Below are 16,417 nucleotides of genomic sequence, written 5' to 3' on the forward strand. Positions count from 1 at the left end.
TCTAAGAAATTAAGATAAGAGACCGCAAACTGTTTAAAGCAAATTGCGGTCTTTCTATTAGTATTAATTACCTTAATTTGTTATTATTTATTAGTTGTTTTTAAAATTTTTTAGGAGTGATAGAATGAGTTCGTTAAATGGAAAAACAGCTCTAATCACTGGAGCAGGAAGAGGAATTGGACGGGCTACTGCCATCGCCTTAGCAAAAGAAGGCGTTAATATCGGAATGATTGGATTAAACATGGCCAATCTTGAAAAGGTATCTGCTGAACTAGAGCAATATGGCGTAAAAGTATCAGCCGCAACAGCAGATGTAACTGATCTTGAATCAGTTCATCATGCCGTTGAGCATATCAAATCAGACCTAGGAGCTGTTGATATCTTAATTAACAATGCAGGTATAGCTAAATTTGGCGGTTTTCTTGAGTTAACTCCTGAAGATTGGGAAAGTATCATCCAAGTGAACTTGATGGGTGTATATAATGTAACAAGAACTGTATTACCTGGCATGATTGAGAGAAAATCAGGTGATATTATCAATATCTCTTCATCTGCCGGCCAAAAGGGTGCTCCTGTAACAAGTGCTTATAGTGCTTCTAAATTCGCTGTTTTAGGACTAACAGAATCACTCATGTTAGAAGTTAGAAAGCATAATATCCGTGTAACTGCTTTAACACCAAGTACGGTCGTAACAGATTTGGCAATTGATACAAATCTTGTTAGTGGCAATGAAGATAACGTTATGCACCCAGAAGACCTAGCTGAGTTAATCGTAGCCGGGTTAAAACTTAATCCAAGAGTATTCGTTAAAACAGCGGGGCTTTGGTCAACAAATCCATAGAAAAACAAAGCAGATCCATTGGATCTGCTTATTCTAGATTTCTTGCCTGAAATCTCAAATCCTTTTGTAGGCTTTATTAGCCTTTTTCTCCATCAGTGATACATGAATAAGATTTTCTCTAGATCGCTGATAAACAGGTTAATTTCATCTTGAGATAAGCGCACTGGCATTTGGTCATATAGGGTAATAATTTGCCCATCATTTTCATGCCGGTGTTTTTTTAAATAATAATAGATATTATTTAATTGGATTTCGTTAAGGATCGATTCTGTGTTGAAATTTTTTACTTTTTGCAGGGAAAATTCATTCATAGATGAATCAAATTCGCCTGCAATAATGTTTCCTTGCATGAACATGTTATCACTCCTAAAAGATCAGTATAAGTTAGTTTACCCCCCATATTAGGAACAAATTGTATCTTCAATATAATTATTTAGCTTTAAATGTCTGGAGGAAATAATAATGGGATACATTCAAAAAACATAATGGATTTCCGCGCATGTATCAGGAAAATATATGATTCGATTGGATTGTTTTTTCCAATCGAATCATATATGGGCAGTGTCCCAAAAATGATATAGAAAAGCAAATGAATTAGCCAAAAGAGCAAAAGAACTAAACTTCGCTTCATTTATTGTCAGAGATGTGCCGGTACACGATCCTAATTTCGGTGATGTCGGTCAAATGTACGATCCTTTTACGTATTAGGTTGTGTAATAAAAAAAGAGTATAAAACCTATGCGGTTTTACACTCGATTTTTGTTTAATATGTTTTACCAAAATATCGTAACTATCTCCTCAATGTCATTCTATTACCGTTACAAGAAAAATTACAAAAGCAAAAACAAAGTATCCTCGTTGTTTATTTAGAGGAAATAACTAGGAGAGATACTTCTATCCTCACTGAAAAAAAGAAGACTTGCCGCCAAGAACTATTGGCGAAGGACTTCGTTTTTCTAAAAAATAATAAAAGAAAAAACCAATTAATAGGTGTTTAATAAAATAACCGGTTCTCACTTACTTACTATTTTTGAAACGATTTCATTTACATCAGATCTGCTAATTTTTTCTTTACCTTCTGTTAAGGCGTCAAGTGTACTGTAAGCTAGCGATAAAGGAATCTCGCAGAAAATACGAATCTGACCTGGTTTAAGACTTTCAATGTATTTATCAGCTAAAGCAAGGTTTCGCTTAGCGTAATTCAGCATATCTTCAAAAGTCCACCCATCAGGAAAAAAGTCAACCCCACCTCTTTTTCTGTCTTCATCGCGATTACGGAGGATATTGACTGCTTGAAGACCGCGTCCAAAGGCAATTGAAAGTTCCTTATCTGTTTCAATCGAGTCAGACCACTTCCAAATTTCTGATAGCATGACGCCAACTAATCCAGCGACATAATATGTGTAATCATCTAAATCACTCTCATTTTTAATTGCCCATTCCTTTTCAACCCACTTGGCCATTCCATCCGCCATTATAGAAGTACTCTTTAGAACTTCATCAACAATAGTGGGGGGACAAAACTTAATCCAATCACTTAATCTTAAGGTAACTTCGGGAAGCTCAGTTTTATATGGATTAAATAAATTAGCAAGATCAGCAGCACTAGGAGCATTCTGCAATTTATGACTAATGGATTTTAATAAAAGGATTTTAACTTGCTCATCAAGATGAGGATGGTCCTCAATTTCATCAATGGCTCTCATACATAAGTATGCAGAGGCTACTGCCTCTTTAAGACCGGAAGATAGATAACTAATAGGTATAGAAAAAGTTCTACTAGTCTTCAATAATATCTCCATTGCATCACTTGTTAAAGGGTCGCTCTCTTTATACATCTATAAAACTCTCCCATCAAAAAATTCATAACACTACGGCAAATTATGTGTATGACTATGTATACATGATAACATTGATATTTACGAAAGTTATCTTACAAATTTGAATCGTCATAAAAAAGTCAAAATAATTAACGAGTTATATTTATTATTTTTTTAAAAAAGCTTTTCCCGCCATTCGTTCAAATAGTCTCGGCATTACCTGATATATTGTACTACCTGCATTCATCCAACCTGGAAGATTGATTTCACGCTTTGGAGTAAACATGGAATGAACAATCTTTCGCGCAACCTTGTTCGGATCAAGCATCCACCTTTCAACATTTTTCACATAGTTACCTTGCTTATCAGCAATTGTGAAAAAATCTGTTTTAATAGGTCCAGGGTTTACAGATGTAACATATATGTTACTGTTTTTCACTTCCATTCGCAGGCTGTTTGTAAAGCCTAATACAGCGTGCTTCGTAGCTGAATAAAGACTAGACTTTGGTGTGGAAATTTTTCCAGCTTGGGAAGCAATATTAATAATATGTCCTTTTTTTCTTTCAATCATAGCTGGCAGCACCATTTTTGTACATGCAACTAACCCATATACATTAACCTCAAACATATTTTTCATTTCATCCATTGTAGCATCTTGAACATTATTAAAGATTCCAAAGCCAGCATTATTAACAAGAACATCAATTTGTCCAATTTCTTTTTGAATCGTTGTAAATACATGCTGAATGGAATCAAGATTTTGGACATCTAATGGATAATAATGACTCGAAACTCCATAATCATTTTTTATTTTTTCAGCAAGCTGTGCTAAACGCTCCTCCCTTCTTGCCAGAAGGATAAGATGTGCTCCTTGTTTAGCACACTCAATCGCAATTTTTTCACCAATACCGCTTGATGCTCCAGTAATTGCAACAAAACAGCCTTGTATACGTGTATTCAAATCCGTCACCTCTAAAAGTTAAATAGCAAAAAATCGATGTGTTTTTTGTGTCACATCAACACTAATTTGTCCAGCCTCTGATAAATAGTCAAGCTGTCCAACTGTTTCAGACATTGTCAGTAAAAGCTGTTTATCATAGATTTTCGGAAACAGAATTTGGCATACTTGAAATGCTGTTAATGGTTTCTCAATCAAAAATGTCCGGACAAGTTCCGCACGTTCAGCTTGTTTCTTTAGTCGATATGAAATGAGCTCATGTACAGCCTCTATGTTCTCACCATGTCCAGTGTATGCAATCGAAATTGGTATTTCTAGTAATCGCGATATTGACTGATTTAATTGTAGTTGCGGCTTAGGCCTTATTTGCTCACTCGTCATCGGAGGTTCTAGTAAAGGATTTGGAGAAATATGTTTTAAAAGTAAATCTCCGCCGATTAATATCCCGGTGCTTTCCTCGTAAAAGGCTAAATGACTTTGAGCATGACCGGGAGTTTCTAAAGTACGCCACCCCGGAAGCCCTCCTATTACCTCACCTTCCCTTAAAAAACCCTTCAATTCTCTGTCACATGAATATTCCATCGTTTGTTGATTCAGAGACTCTAATATGGGTAGAAAATGTCGGTCCACACCGAATTCATTAAACAATTCCTTAAAAAACATCGATTGGCTTCTAAAAAATTGTTGATCCTTCTTTAGCCAAGGTTTATTAAAAGGGTGCCCTATAACAGGAATTTCCTCGTTAAAATAATCAAGCATTCCTACATGGTCGGGATGGTGATGTGTGAGCACGATTTGCTCAATATCCTTAGGCGAGTATCCAATTTGTTTTAATTGATGCTGAAACGAATTCCACGCTTCTTCTGTTTTTGGGCCTGCATCTATGAGAGTTAATTGATCTCCCTTAATGACATACACATTTATGTCACCAACTGGAAAAGGTGTTGGCAGCTCTATTTTAAACACATGCTTAGACTGTGTAAGATGATCCATTTTTCTCCGCCCCATTTATTATATTTGTATAGATAATAGATTACCCCATTATTTCTCAATAACCTTATTACTGATATTGTACCTTGTCAGCCATGACTTGTCATTTTATTCAAATAATTTAACTTGACAAGTGCCTGTCCAGCAATGCATAATGGAAAAAATTCAGACGAAAACAAATATGAAAAAAGCATTGACTAGGAATAGTAAATAGTAAGCAGCAAAAGAGAGTGGGGCTCCCGGCTGAAAGGCTCCATTGCCTATCTTCCTATTGAACCTACCCTACGAGCAGTTAGGAAAACCTAACCGTATTTCTGCGATAAAGAAAACAAAGCTGGAAATTTTATATTTCAACTAAGGTGGTACCGCGGAGCCATTCCGTCCTTTTTTAAGGACGGAATGGCTTTTTATATTGGTGATAAAAAAGGAGGATTTACCATGGAGAAGATTGGATTTATTGGAGCGGGATCAATGGCAGAAGCAATGATTGCAGGTCTTATAAAAGGCGGTGTATTTCAACCCGAGCAAATTATTGTTGCAAATCATTCAAATACAGAGCGTTTGCAGGAACTGTCAAAAAAATACAGAATTAACACGACTCATAATAAAATATCTTTAGTCAAAGATGTATCAATTATCGTTTTAGCAGTAAAACCAAAGGACATAAAAAGTAGTTTGGATGGCCTTCAAGAATATATTCATGACCAACTCATCGTTTCTCTATTAGCCGGAATCACAATCGATACAATTAATAGTATCATTGGGAGACAAACAGCCGTCATACGAGCAATGCCAAATACATCTGCAGCAATTGCCAAATCAGCAACTGCCATCGCTGCTAGTGAAAACGTAACAATGAGTCAAATCAATAAATGTAAAGCACTTTTTGAAGCTATTGGAATATGTAAAATTGTGGATGAAGGTCAACTAGATGCAGTAACAGGGCTTTCAGGCAGTGGACCTGCATATGTTTATTTTCTAGTAGAAGCAATGGAAAAGGCAGCCGTTGAAGTTGGGTTAGATATGGTTGTAGCAAGAGAACTCATCGCTCAAACATTGCTAGGAGCATCTTCCATGATTGCATCTTCTGAAAAATCACCTTATCAACTTAGAAAGGAAGTCACAAGCCCTAACGGAACGACCGAAGCAGGAATTAACATCCTAAAAGAGCAAGATGTAGAAAAGGCCCTTGTCTCCTGTATTAAACGAGCAACTGAAAGAGCAACAGAATTAAAAGATATGTTTACAGAGGAACTTGTCCTATCTCATTCTAAACTTGAGCTTAATGGACAATCCAAATAACAGAATAAAAAGGATAGATAAAGTAAAAAATTATATTTATCTATCCTTTTATTGGATACGATTCATACACGATTTTTAGGAATTTCAATTTGCATAAAATCAGAAGCCAAATAGGACATCGGATAAATCCTTTTAGCCTCTTCTACTAGCTTCATTAAATCAGCTTCAGTTTGATATCGCGAGCTTATATGTGTAAGAAGAAGCTTTTTAGCCTTCGAATTTCTTGCAATAAATGCAGCTTGTTTTGTCGTGGAATGATAATAATTATATGCAAGCTCTTCATCTTCTTCAGAAAAAGTAGCCTCATGAACAAGCAAGTCTGCTTCTAATGCAAGTTCCAAACTAGACTCAGTATATCTTGTATCACCAAGAATTGTTACAATCCTCCCTTTTTGCTGTGGTCCTAGAAAATCCTTACCTTCTAAAATAGTTCCATCATCAAGAAGAATCTGCTTCCCTTCTTTAATCTTTTGATAGATTGGACCAGGTTTAATTGAAAAAGCTTCTAATTTATTTACAAGCAGCTTCCCAGGTAAATCTTTCTCAACAACACGATAACCATATGAATCAATTCCATGCTCTAATTTCTTAGCAATAACCTTAAATTGTTGGTCTTCAAAAACTATGCCTTCCTCAATTTCTATAAATTTAATTGGGTATGTAAGATGTGAATGACTTACTGAAAGAGAAATTCTTACAAATTCCTCAAGACCTCTTGGTCCGTAAATTGTTAAAAGATCTTCACCGCCTTGAAATGAACGGCTGCTAATCAACCCTGGCAACCCATATATATGATCACCATGCATATGGGTAATAAAAATCTTCTCTATTTTCCTAGGTTTAATCGATGTATGTAAAATTTGATGCTGTGTCGCCTCTCCACAATCAAACAGCCATATCGCTTTTCTTTCCTCTAACAATTGAAGAGCTATACTCGTAACATTTCGTGCTTTTGCCGGTATCCCTGCCCCTGTTCCAAGAAACATGACATTCACTATATTTCCTCCTAAAAATCACTTTAATTCAAGAATACATGAATGAGATCGAAAGTGAAATGACAAACATTTGTTTATTGTTTGTTAATATAACTTACAGAATAATAAAAAAATTTTAATAAAAATTAGTCTTTTAACACGATATTTTTCGAGTTATCGTTTATACTATATTAGATGAGAGGATAATATTAGTTTTACAATTACATACAGGATCAATTGTTGTAAAGTTTATTTTGCAATCACAGTTCGAAAATTTGAACATCCTTATGAAACATTGTAATATGCTATATTAGGAATCGATTTCATATGTGAATTTTTCACTGAATGAATAAATTGTAATTGATAAAGTGAGGTATGAACGTGATTACTCAAGAAAAACATCCTAAAGCAATTATTGTTATTTTCGGTGCAACTGGAGATTTAGCAAAACGTAAGTTGTTTCCATCCATCTACCGCTTAGTTGAAAACAATAAAATAAGCCAAGAGTTTGCGGTAGTAGGTGTAGGAAGAAGACCATGGTCAAATGATGAGTTTCGAAACAATGTATCTGATTCCATTCAAACAGCGATGAAGGAATCAAAAGAACTAGACGATTTCACATCTCATTTTTATTATCATCCATTTGATGTCACAAATCCTACTTCTTATTTAGAACTGAATAATTTGTTGAACAATCTAGATGGTACATACGAAACAGAAGGTAACCGTGTCTTCTTTTTAGCGATGGCACCAGAATTTTTTGGTACAATTGCACAAAATTTAAAGAAGCAAGGTTTAACTGCTACAAATGGTTGGAGTCGAATTGTAATTGAAAAACCATTTGGACATGATCTTCCATCAGCTCAAAAACTAAACCAGGAAATACGCGAAGCTTTTAACGAAGATCAAATATACCGTATTGACCATTACTTAGGAAAAGAAATGGTCCAAAACATTGAAGTAATTCGTTTCTCAAATGCTCTATTCGAACCTTTATGGAATAATCGTTACATATCAAACATTCAAATAACATCAAGTGAAACATTGGGTGTAGAAGACCGTGGACGTTATTATGAAAATTCAGGTGCTTTGCGGGATATGGTTCAAAACCATATGCTTCAAATGGTCGCGTTATTGGCAATGGAGCCCCCTATCAAACTTAATACAAATGAGATTAGAAGTGAAAAAGTAAAGGTACTAAGAGCGCTTCGTGCAGTATCTGAAGATGAAGTAAAAGATTACTTTATTCGTGGACAATATTCAAATGGGGAATTAGATGGTAAACAATTAATTGCCTACCGTGATGAAAATAATGTTGATGACGATTCTCAAACAGAAACGTATGTAGCTGGAAAGTTGTTAATAGATAACTTTAGATGGGCTGGTGTACCATTCTACATTCGTACTGGTAAGAGAATGGCTGCAAAATCAACAAAAATCGTCGTTCAATTTAAAGATATTCCTATGAACCTTTATTATAAAAAAGGGGAAACTGTTCCACCTAATTTACTCATTATAAATATCCAGCCTGATGAGGGAATTACTCTCCATTTAAATGTAAAGAAAGATGGCGGAAACTCTAAACCAGTTAAATTGGATCTTTCAAACAATTTCTTTGATGGAATTAACACACCTGAAGCATATGAAAAGCTGCTTTACGATTGCATGAGAGGAGATGCAACAAATTTCACTCACTGGGATGAGGTTGCATTATCTTGGAGCTTCGTTGATCCAATCTCAGAAGCTTGGAAAAAAGGGAAAGCTGAACTTACAACATACCCTTCAGGATCAATGGGACCAAAAGAAGCGGACGAATTACTTAAAGATGATGATAACGAATGGTTGCCTGTTAACTAAGATAAATTCAACACACATTCGTTAGAGATATTTGTAAAAAACACTAACAATAAGCCACTCTCTCCTTTAATAGAGAGTGGCTTATTGTCTAATGTCATTCAAGTCTCGAATGAAAGCTGCAGCATTACAATTAAAATGTCATGGTTTATTATAGAAACTGTTCAAAAGTAGAAAAAATGTGCGAATTAGCTCGTCTATTTGCCTCATACCTTCTCTTATTTGCTGCATAAAATAGAAGTGTAAGAACTACCCAAACAATCTCCTTAATTTTTTGAGCTATTACTTAGTAATAGCTCTATTTTTTATCGGTCAATCATTCCAATGGTCAGTTACTCCAGTAAAAAGTCTTTATTGAAGCTCGTCCCTGATGAAAAATCTTCTTCTTTTTTACCTTTTACACCTCGTCTTATGAATTGATTTCCATATTTTTGGTTTATTTTTTCTATGACAGAAAGAATAGGCTCTTCTTTTGCATCTTTTTCAAATGTAAAAAGATCTAATTGCTTCATCGCGTCGTCTTTTTCAACCAAATCTTGGCCCGTTATTCCCAAAAGCCTTACTGGATCTTCATTCCAATGTGTGAAAAAAAGTTGTTTTGCAACAGAAAAGATATCATCAACATCCCCGATGGAGTTTTCTAATTTTTTACTTCTTGTGATGGATTGTAAATTAGCGTATTTGATCGTAATAAAAATCTTTGTTGCAAGAACATCTTTTCGTTTCATCCTTACAGCTACAGAATGTGCTAGCTTACGTAAAATTTCTGTTAATTCTGCTTCATTTGTCGTATTTTTAGCAAGAGTTGTTGAATGACCAATACTTTTAAAATCATAAATAGAATCAGGATTTACAACTCTATTATCAACACCATTTGCACGTTGCTTTAACCGCTCTCCATTAACCCCCAGCAATTGTTTAAGTTGTGCACGATCTCCATGTGCGAGGTCATAGATCGTGTTAACACCAATTGTTTTGAGCTTTTCAGCTGTTTTATCCCCAACACCATGCATGTCATGAACAGGCAGTGGCCATAGTTTTTCAGAGAGTTCCCTTTTTCTAAGTACTGTAATTCCGAGCGGTTTTTTCATATTTGAAGCCATCTTAGCTAAAAATTTATTTGGAGCCACTCCAATACTGCACGGCAGTAACAGTTCATCTAATAGCCGTTCTTGAATGACTTTTGCGATTTCTAAAGATTTAATGCCTTGATAGTGAGTAAGATCTATATACCCCTCATCAATTGAAACTGGTTCAACAAGCTCTGTATAGTCTCTTAACAAGTCGAACATGGCTCTAGACGCTTTTCGATAACGCTCAAAATTCGGCTTTTTTACAATGAGCTCTGGACATAGCTTTTTCGCCTGCCAAAGCGGCATCGTCGTTTTGACCCCTTTTGCGCGAGCTTCATAACTACATGTAACAATGATCCCCTTCCTCTCTTCCACATTACCTGCAATTGCTAATGGTTTTCCTTTAAGAGAAGGATCATAGGCCATTTCAACGGATGCATAAAAACTATTCATATCGACATGTAAGATGATTCGACCGCTTGTAGGATGTTCCATAATCGACACCCCTAAATGATTAGTTTGATTTATTCTTTCTTAAGAAGAAAGCGTAACAACCCCTTTCTAGCTCACAAAGCATATGGCAAAATAACTCGAGAGCAAGGCGCGGGAGCAGACATTAAAACTAGTATAAGAACTTATTCTGTCCTTCTTTTTAAAGGCTCTATTATAAGATATTGTTGCTTTTAAAACGAAAACTATTTAAGGTTGATTGGAGCAGATTGCGAGACTCCTGCTTAGAGCAGCGGGACAGGTGAGACTCATGCAGGCGTTTACGCCGGGGAGACTCACCGCCCGCCCCGCTAAATAGCGAGCATCTCTCGCTGCAATCAACCACACCGCAGTACTTGGTAAATAGCAATAAAGTTTGCGAAAACAGCCTTCTTAAAAGACATAAATAAATAATCACCAATACAAATTATTGGTGACTAATGATTTCTTCTTTTACTAAAGCTATTTCATCAAGACTTGAGATAAGAAGATTTGGATGAATGATTGTAATCAATCGTTCATTCAGGCTAATAACAGCAGTAAAGTATTTTGTTGATTGAAATGCTCCGACAGGAATTGATTTTAGTTGCTCCTCTTGAACATCTAAGATTTCTTTTGCATCTTTAACAATTAGAGCAGATGCTATCTCTTCCGATTGGACAACAATTAATTTGCTATTTCCATCGATTATTGTATCCTTCTGGTAAAAAATATGATTCATATCAATTACTGGAATTAAATCTCCTCTTACTTTCACAACACCTTTCACGTAGGAAGGCATATTAGGAATAACATTTATATTCTCAATCTTTTCAATCGAAATCACATGCTCAATGGGAATTCCATATTCTTCATTACCTGCACGAAAAACAACCACCTTTGATATATCCATCGTAAACCCCTCTTTAGCTCAAATCATTTTCTATTACTATCATACTATGAAATTAAGGGAAATTTCAAACAATGGAGAGTTTTTTCAACCAACACGATTTGATAGTCTTTTACCATGTATATGACTTTTTCTTCTATTTGATATTCCAAATAAACTGAATTGTTACACTGCTCTTTCATACACTAATACGAGCAAACTCACTCTGAGTTCACTCTTCTTTTCTCTTCACTCGATTGATTTATTTTCTCCACTCAATTTTATCTTGATTATATAATCTCTTACGGAACATCTTTTCACATATAGAAAAGATGAGTTCGATTTCTGGAGTGCTTAAAGCTAAAACTTTAATTGAAAAACCCTTAACATTTAACATACTAATCCCAAAACGCACATCAATAGCTATTGTTGACATTTCACTCCTTATATCGTCAATTAATTCATCACTTATTTGTTGATGGATCATAATCATCGTACCAATATGTGTGTAGCCTTCCAATCGCATCAAGTCTCCACTCATTTTCTCAGGGACAATCAGTTGATGATCGAAAACCTCTAACTGTCCATTAATAAAGATTCTCAATTTAGAAGCAAGCTTTTTGTATTGGAACAGTCTTCCGTTTTGTGACCATCCTGGAGTAATAATGTCCGTATAATAAAAGGTAGATGTTGAGCTCATATGCACATTTGTATATTGAGAAAAATTTGCATCATGATAAAGAATTAATGGATCCTGTTTTACAAAAAGCACACTATTCTCTTTTAAGTGATAATCCATTGTTTGAACAACACCATACCTCGGTGATTTATAGACCTTTGTGGACGCTTGTGTTGTTAAGGCAAGTTGTGCATCTTCATGAACGATCACTTCAGATTTATATGTATCTCCATCAACATAACCGCCTCCCACATGCAAAAGTGTGAGTAGTGGCATTCCATCTGAAAAATAAGTTGGCCGGGTAATTTTGAAAACACCATCAAAAAAACTGTTACCAATGACAGACCTATTTTCTTTTTTACCTACCTCAAGCTGAAGGCAGCCTGTATAGGTCATGCTTCAAGCCCTACTAAAAAAGCTTCCTTCCGGATCCAATCAACTACTTCCTTTACACCCGTCCCATCCTTAAGATTTGTAAAAATATAAGGTCGATCACCACGAGATGCTAGTGTATCTTGTCTCATTACCTCAAGGTTTGCCCCTACATATGGTGCTAAATCTATTTTATTTATAATAAATAAATCAGATTTTATCATTCCCTGCCCGCCTTTTCTCGGAATCTTTTCCCCTTGTGCAACATCAATGATATAGATTGAAAAATCAACTAACTCTGGACTGAAGGTAGCAGCCAGATTGTCACCACCGCTTTCAACAAAAATTAAGTCAAGATTTGGATGTCGTTCATTCAATTCATCAATCGCCGCAAAATTCATCGAGGCATCTTCGCGAATGGCAGTATGTGGGCAACCGCCTGTTTCAACACCGATAATTCGATCTTCAGACAATGCTCCGTTTTTTATTAAAAATTGTGCATCTTCTTTTGTATAAATATCATTTGTTATCACAGCAAGCTCATAATCTATCATTAATTCTCTTGTTAGTTTATCAACTAAAAGTGTTTTTCCCGCACCAACCGGTCCGCCAACTCCAATACGAATGGGTTCACTCATTTCTATATTCATCCTTTCATAATTTGTTTTTTTCATAGTCAATTCAAGACATAAACAGTCGAACCGAAAGTTGTTCGTGCATCATTTGTGCAATTTCAAGTCCAGTTGCATTAGCACCAAACACTTCCTCTTCACATTGTAATATTTCTTCTACTAGAGCTCCTAAGAAAGACTGCAATTCTAGTAAGAGCTTTTGCCCATCTGTTTGCCCAAGTGGAATACCCCTGACTCCGTTTTGAATAAGCGATGAGGCAGTTGCAAATAAATAACATGATAGTGTCGTTTGCAAATCGATCTTCAAGCCAAAGCACACCATTGCAAAAACGATTGAACTATGACCATGTACTTGTTTAGCTTTTATTTTCGCTTCATAGATTTTTAATTGCTCATTTATGAATAGTTCATTGAAAACTTTCACTTGCTGCCGCCCGATTCTACGATTTCCTTCACGAGTCTCTCTTGCATTTGCAAGTGAAAATAACTCTTGATCAAGTTGCCAAACTTTTTCAAGATCGTTTATTTTCAAGGATTCATAGGCTATACGGCATGCAAAACCATCCGTATACAAAAACTGTGTTTGAAGGAACTGCTTTATCGCAATTAAGAATGTGTCTTTATTAAAAATTTTGTTCTCTTGAATATAAGTTTCTAATCCAAATGAATGTGAAAATATCCCTGATGGAAAATTAGAATCACAGATTTGGAGAAGATGAAAAAGTTTATTAGTCATGGGAATGTCCAATATGTTTAAAAGCTTCATTCATTTTCCTTTTTTCCCGTATGAAGGGAACCTCATGTTCATTGAGCAATTTTTCTACTAAATAATCGTATTGTACAATCATTTCATCTTTATTAAATTGGGCTGGAAGATGGCGGTTCCCTAGCTGATGTGCAATTTCACCCATTTGTTGAATGCTTGTTGGCTTGATAACAATCACATCATCTTCAATCACACTAATGACAATCGAATTTTTCTCATCTTGAAATAAGATATCACCGTCTGATAACTCCTTTATATCTTTAAGCCGAATTCCTATCTCTTTCCCATGATCAGTTTTCACACGTTGAATTTTTTTTACTAAATCATCACTCCTTACATATACTCTTTCAATATGCTGCGGGGCTGTATCTAAATCTTTTATATTACCTACAATTTTTTCGATTATCATCATCTCACCTCAAAATAGAAAGTATCGTTGCGCAAGAGCGACTTTGTCATCTGGCTCACATATGATTAATTCACCATCTACTATTACTTCATATGTTTGTGGATCTACTTCAATTTCTGGTGTTTCTCCATTCAAGACCATATCCGATTTTTTCAGCTGACGAATGTTTCGCACAACACCTATTTTTTTTTGAAGACCAAGCTGTTCGGGAATCTTTTGCTCATAAGCTGCTTGGGACAAAAATGTCATTGATGTCGAATATTTTGCTTTACCGTAGCTCGCAAACATCGGGCGATACAATGAAGGCTGTGGTGTCGGAATGGAGGCATTTGGGTCACCCATCACACTCCAAGCGATCATCCCGCCTTTAACAATTAATTCTGGTTTTGCACCAAAAAAAGCTGGCTCCCACAATACAAAATCCGCTAACTTCCCAACCTCGATGGAACCAACATTATCTGATATTCCATGGGTTATTGCAGGATTAATGGTATATTTGGCAATATACCTCTTTGCTCTTGCATTATCATTTTTTTCACCTGAAACAAGTTCTCCCCGCTGGCGTTTCATTTTATCAGCTGTTTGCCATGTTCTTATAATGACTTCGCCAACTCTTCCCATTGCTTGGGAATCTGAGCTGATCATACTAAATACACCGAGATCGTGGAGAATATCTTCTGCTGCAATCGTTTCTTTTCTTATTCTTGAATCTGCAAACGCTAAGTCCTCCGGTACGGAAGGATCTAAGTGATGACATACCATAAGCATATCTAAATGCTCAGCTATCGTATTGATTGTATATGGTCTAGTCGGATTTGTTGAAGATGGAAGAATATGCGGATATGAAGCAGCCTTGATAATGTCAGGTGCATGCCCTCCCCCAGCACCTTCTGTATGATATGTATGAATAACCCGTCCATCGATCGCCCGAATTGTATCTTCAACGAAACCTCCTTCATTTAATGTATCCGTATGAATAGCAACTTGAATATCATATTTGTCCGCTACTGACAGTGCTTTATCTATATTCGAAGCAGTTGTTCCCCAATCTTCGTGCAGCTTTAATCCGATTGCTCCAGCTTCGATTTGTTCGATAAGCGCTTCTTCACTCGAAGAATTGCCTTTCCCAAGAAATCCAAGATTCATAGGAAATTCCTCTGCAGCTTCTAGCATTCTATGAATATTCCATGAACCTGGCGTACAAGTTGTTGCATTCGTTCCTGTTGCAGGTCCCGTTCCACCACCAATCATTGTTGTAATTCCAGATTCAATAGCTGTTTGGATTTGTTGAGGGGAAATAAAATGAATATGTGCATCAATCCCGCCAGCTGTAACAATTTTCCCCTCTCCAGCAAGTACCTCTGTTGATGCTCCAATAATGATATCAACATGATCCATTAGCAATGGATTTCCTGCCTTTCCAATTTTCGCGATTAGGCCATCCTTAATCCCGATATCTGCTTTATATATCCCTGTATAATCAAGAATCAGCGCATTTGTTACGACAAGATCAACTGCTTCTGTTCTCGTAGCTAAAGGATGCTGTCCCATCCCATCACGAATAACCTTTCCGCCTCCGAACTTTACTTCGTCTCCGTATGTTGTAAGATCCTTTTCTACTTCGATAAATAGCTCAGTATCACCAAGTCTCACCTGATCTCCAACTGTTGGTCCAAACATATCTGCATATTGATGTCTCGACATATGAAAACTCATGTTTACACTCCTTTATCTAGTACATCATTTGTTAAATTGTTTAGTCCATACACTTTTCGTTCACCTGAAAATGTCACAAGTTCAACCACTTTTTTATCCCCTGGTTCAAATCGTACCGCCGTACCTGCCGGAATATTTAATCTGCGGCCATATGCCTCATTACGATCAAATGAAAGCGAACGATTAATTTCATAAAAATGAAAATGGGAGCCAATTTGTACTGGCCGATCACCATTATTTATAACCTCTAGTTTTATAGGCTGCTTTCCTGCATTACATGTTATAGGCTCCTGCTTTAACTTGTATTCACCTGGTATCATTTTTCACACTCTTTCCTTATAAAGTAAAATTCACTGAATAGGTTCATGAATCGTAACTAGCTTTGTCCCATCCGGAAAGGTTGCTTCCACTTGTATATCATGAATCATTTCTGAAATCCCTTCCATTACATCTTCGCTTGATAAAATATGACGGCCAAATTGCATCAATTCTGACACCGTTTTTCCATCCCTTGCACCTTCCATCACTTCATATGTCAGAATCGCAATTGCTTCTGGATAATTTAGTTTTAATCCTCTTTTTTGACGTCTTCTAGCTAAATCAGCTGCAACGACAATCATAAGTTTTTCTTGCTCACGAGCTGTAAGCTTCATTCCTATTCCTCCCTAAATCGG

The 16,417-nt window shown here is 36.1% G+C and carries 17 protein-coding genes, 1 pseudogene and 1 other annotated feature; of the genes and pseudogenes, 4 read left to right on the plus strand and 14 right to left on the minus strand.

The genetic code is table 11. From position 1 onward, the window contains the following. Positions 1 to 124: 124 nt before the first annotated feature. Positions 125 to 841: a 3-ketoacyl-ACP reductase gene (locus GMB29_RS18820; protein ID WP_136352905.1), complete on the plus strand. Its 717-nt coding sequence runs from the start codon at positions 125 to 127 to the stop codon at positions 839 to 841. A gap of 92 nt (positions 842 to 933) precedes the next feature. Here the strand turns inward: GMB29_RS18820 and GMB29_RS18825 are convergent, their stop codons facing one another. Next, complete coding sequence (locus GMB29_RS18825) at positions 934 to 1,197, minus strand: hypothetical protein (RefSeq protein ID WP_136352907.1); 264 nt, start codon at positions 1,195 to 1,197, stop codon at positions 934 to 936. Positions 1,198 to 1,340: 143 nt separating this feature from the next. Between GMB29_RS18825 and GMB29_RS27490 the strand changes: the two are divergent. Continuing rightward, positions 1,341 to 1,546: pseudogene (locus tag GMB29_RS27490) on the plus strand (LLM class flavin-dependent oxidoreductase); the annotation flags it as partial. 308 nt (positions 1,547 to 1,854) lie between these two features. Here the strand turns inward: GMB29_RS27490 and GMB29_RS18830 are convergent. The 3 genes from GMB29_RS18830 to GMB29_RS18840 form a co-directional block, all read right to left on the minus strand. Next, complete coding sequence (locus GMB29_RS18830; protein ID WP_136352909.1) at positions 1,855 to 2,679, minus strand: squalene/phytoene synthase family protein; 825 nt, start codon at positions 2,677 to 2,679, stop codon at positions 1,855 to 1,857. Positions 2,680 to 2,827: 148 nt separating this feature from the next. Next, positions 2,828 to 3,622, minus strand: a complete 795-nt coding sequence (locus tag GMB29_RS18835; protein WP_136352911.1) for an SDR family NAD(P)-dependent oxidoreductase — start codon at positions 3,620 to 3,622, stop codon at positions 2,828 to 2,830. Positions 3,623 to 3,640: 18 nt separating this feature from the next. Further along, complete coding sequence (locus GMB29_RS18840) at positions 3,641 to 4,612, minus strand: MBL fold metallo-hydrolase (RefSeq protein ID WP_136352913.1); 972 nt, start codon at positions 4,610 to 4,612, stop codon at positions 3,641 to 3,643. Positions 4,613 to 4,793: 181 nt separating this feature from the next. Next, positions 4,794 to 4,998 (plus strand) — a binding site (T-box leader). A 49-nt stretch (positions 4,999 to 5,047) separates the two neighbouring features. Here GMB29_RS18840 and proC point away from each other — a divergent pair. Then, positions 5,048 to 5,911, plus strand: a complete 864-nt coding sequence (gene proC / locus GMB29_RS18845) for a pyrroline-5-carboxylate reductase (protein WP_136352915.1) — start codon at positions 5,048 to 5,050, stop codon at positions 5,909 to 5,911. Positions 5,912 to 5,973: 62 nt separating this feature from the next. Here proC and rnz read toward each other — a convergent pair whose 3' ends face one another. Beyond that, positions 5,974 to 6,906: a ribonuclease Z gene (rnz, locus tag GMB29_RS18850; protein WP_136352917.1), complete on the minus strand. Its 933-nt coding sequence runs from the start codon at positions 6,904 to 6,906 to the stop codon at positions 5,974 to 5,976. 363 nt (positions 6,907 to 7,269) lie between these two features. Here rnz and zwf point away from each other — a divergent pair, with 363 nt between their 5' ends. Continuing rightward, positions 7,270 to 8,742 (plus strand): glucose-6-phosphate dehydrogenase, encoded by a 1,473-nt coding sequence (gene zwf / locus GMB29_RS18855; RefSeq protein WP_227551762.1) that lies wholly within the window; start codon positions 7,270 to 7,272, stop codon positions 8,740 to 8,742. Between the two features lie 329 nt (positions 8,743 to 9,071). Here the strand turns inward: zwf and GMB29_RS18860 are convergent, their stop codons facing one another. From GMB29_RS18860 to GMB29_RS18900, 9 genes are all read right to left on the minus strand, one after another. Further along, positions 9,072 to 10,307: a DNA polymerase IV gene (locus GMB29_RS18860; RefSeq protein ID WP_136352921.1), complete on the minus strand. Its 1,236-nt coding sequence runs from the start codon at positions 10,305 to 10,307 to the stop codon at positions 9,072 to 9,074. A 421-nt stretch (positions 10,308 to 10,728) separates the two neighbouring features. Then, positions 10,729 to 11,193 (minus strand): chemotaxis protein CheW, encoded by a 465-nt coding sequence (locus GMB29_RS18865; RefSeq protein WP_136352923.1) that lies wholly within the window; start codon positions 11,191 to 11,193, stop codon positions 10,729 to 10,731. A 238-nt stretch (positions 11,194 to 11,431) separates the two neighbouring features. Further along, a complete protein-coding gene (locus tag GMB29_RS18870; protein WP_136352925.1) occupies positions 11,432 to 12,244 on the minus strand; it encodes an urease accessory protein UreD in 813 nt (270 codons plus the stop codon). After that, positions 12,241 to 12,858, minus strand: coding sequence for an urease accessory protein UreG (ureG, locus tag GMB29_RS18875; RefSeq protein ID WP_136352927.1), 618 nt, complete (start codon positions 12,856 to 12,858; stop codon positions 12,241 to 12,243). The genes GMB29_RS18870 and ureG overlap by 4 nt, the downstream gene beginning before the upstream one ends. Positions 12,859 to 12,901: 43 nt before the next feature. Next, the gene (locus GMB29_RS18880; RefSeq protein ID WP_136352929.1) at positions 12,902 to 13,588 is read right to left on the minus strand and encodes an urease accessory protein UreF; all 687 of its coding nucleotides are present in this window, start codon (positions 13,586 to 13,588) and stop codon (positions 12,902 to 12,904) included. After that, on the minus strand, positions 13,581 to 14,027 hold the full coding sequence (gene ureE / locus GMB29_RS18885) for an urease accessory protein UreE (RefSeq protein WP_136352931.1): 447 nt from the start codon (positions 14,025 to 14,027) through the stop codon (positions 13,581 to 13,583). The genes GMB29_RS18880 and ureE overlap by 8 nt, the downstream gene beginning before the upstream one ends. 9 nt (positions 14,028 to 14,036) lie before the next feature. Next, positions 14,037 to 15,743: an urease subunit alpha gene (gene ureC / locus GMB29_RS18890; RefSeq protein ID WP_136352933.1), complete on the minus strand. Its 1,707-nt coding sequence runs from the start codon at positions 15,741 to 15,743 to the stop codon at positions 14,037 to 14,039. A gap of 2 nt (positions 15,744 to 15,745) precedes the next feature. Beyond that, entirely contained in the window at positions 15,746 to 16,063 is a 318-nt protein-coding gene (locus tag GMB29_RS18895; protein WP_136352934.1) for an urease subunit beta, read from the minus strand. A gap of 30 nt (positions 16,064 to 16,093) precedes the next feature. After that, positions 16,094 to 16,396, minus strand: a complete 303-nt coding sequence (locus GMB29_RS18900) for an urease subunit gamma (RefSeq protein ID WP_136352936.1) — start codon at positions 16,394 to 16,396, stop codon at positions 16,094 to 16,096. Positions 16,397 to 16,417 lie beyond the last annotated feature (21 nt).

The organism is Metabacillus sediminilitoris (assembly GCF_009720625.1).
Classification (GTDB): domain Bacteria; phylum Bacillota; class Bacilli; order Bacillales; family Bacillaceae; genus Metabacillus; species Metabacillus sediminilitoris.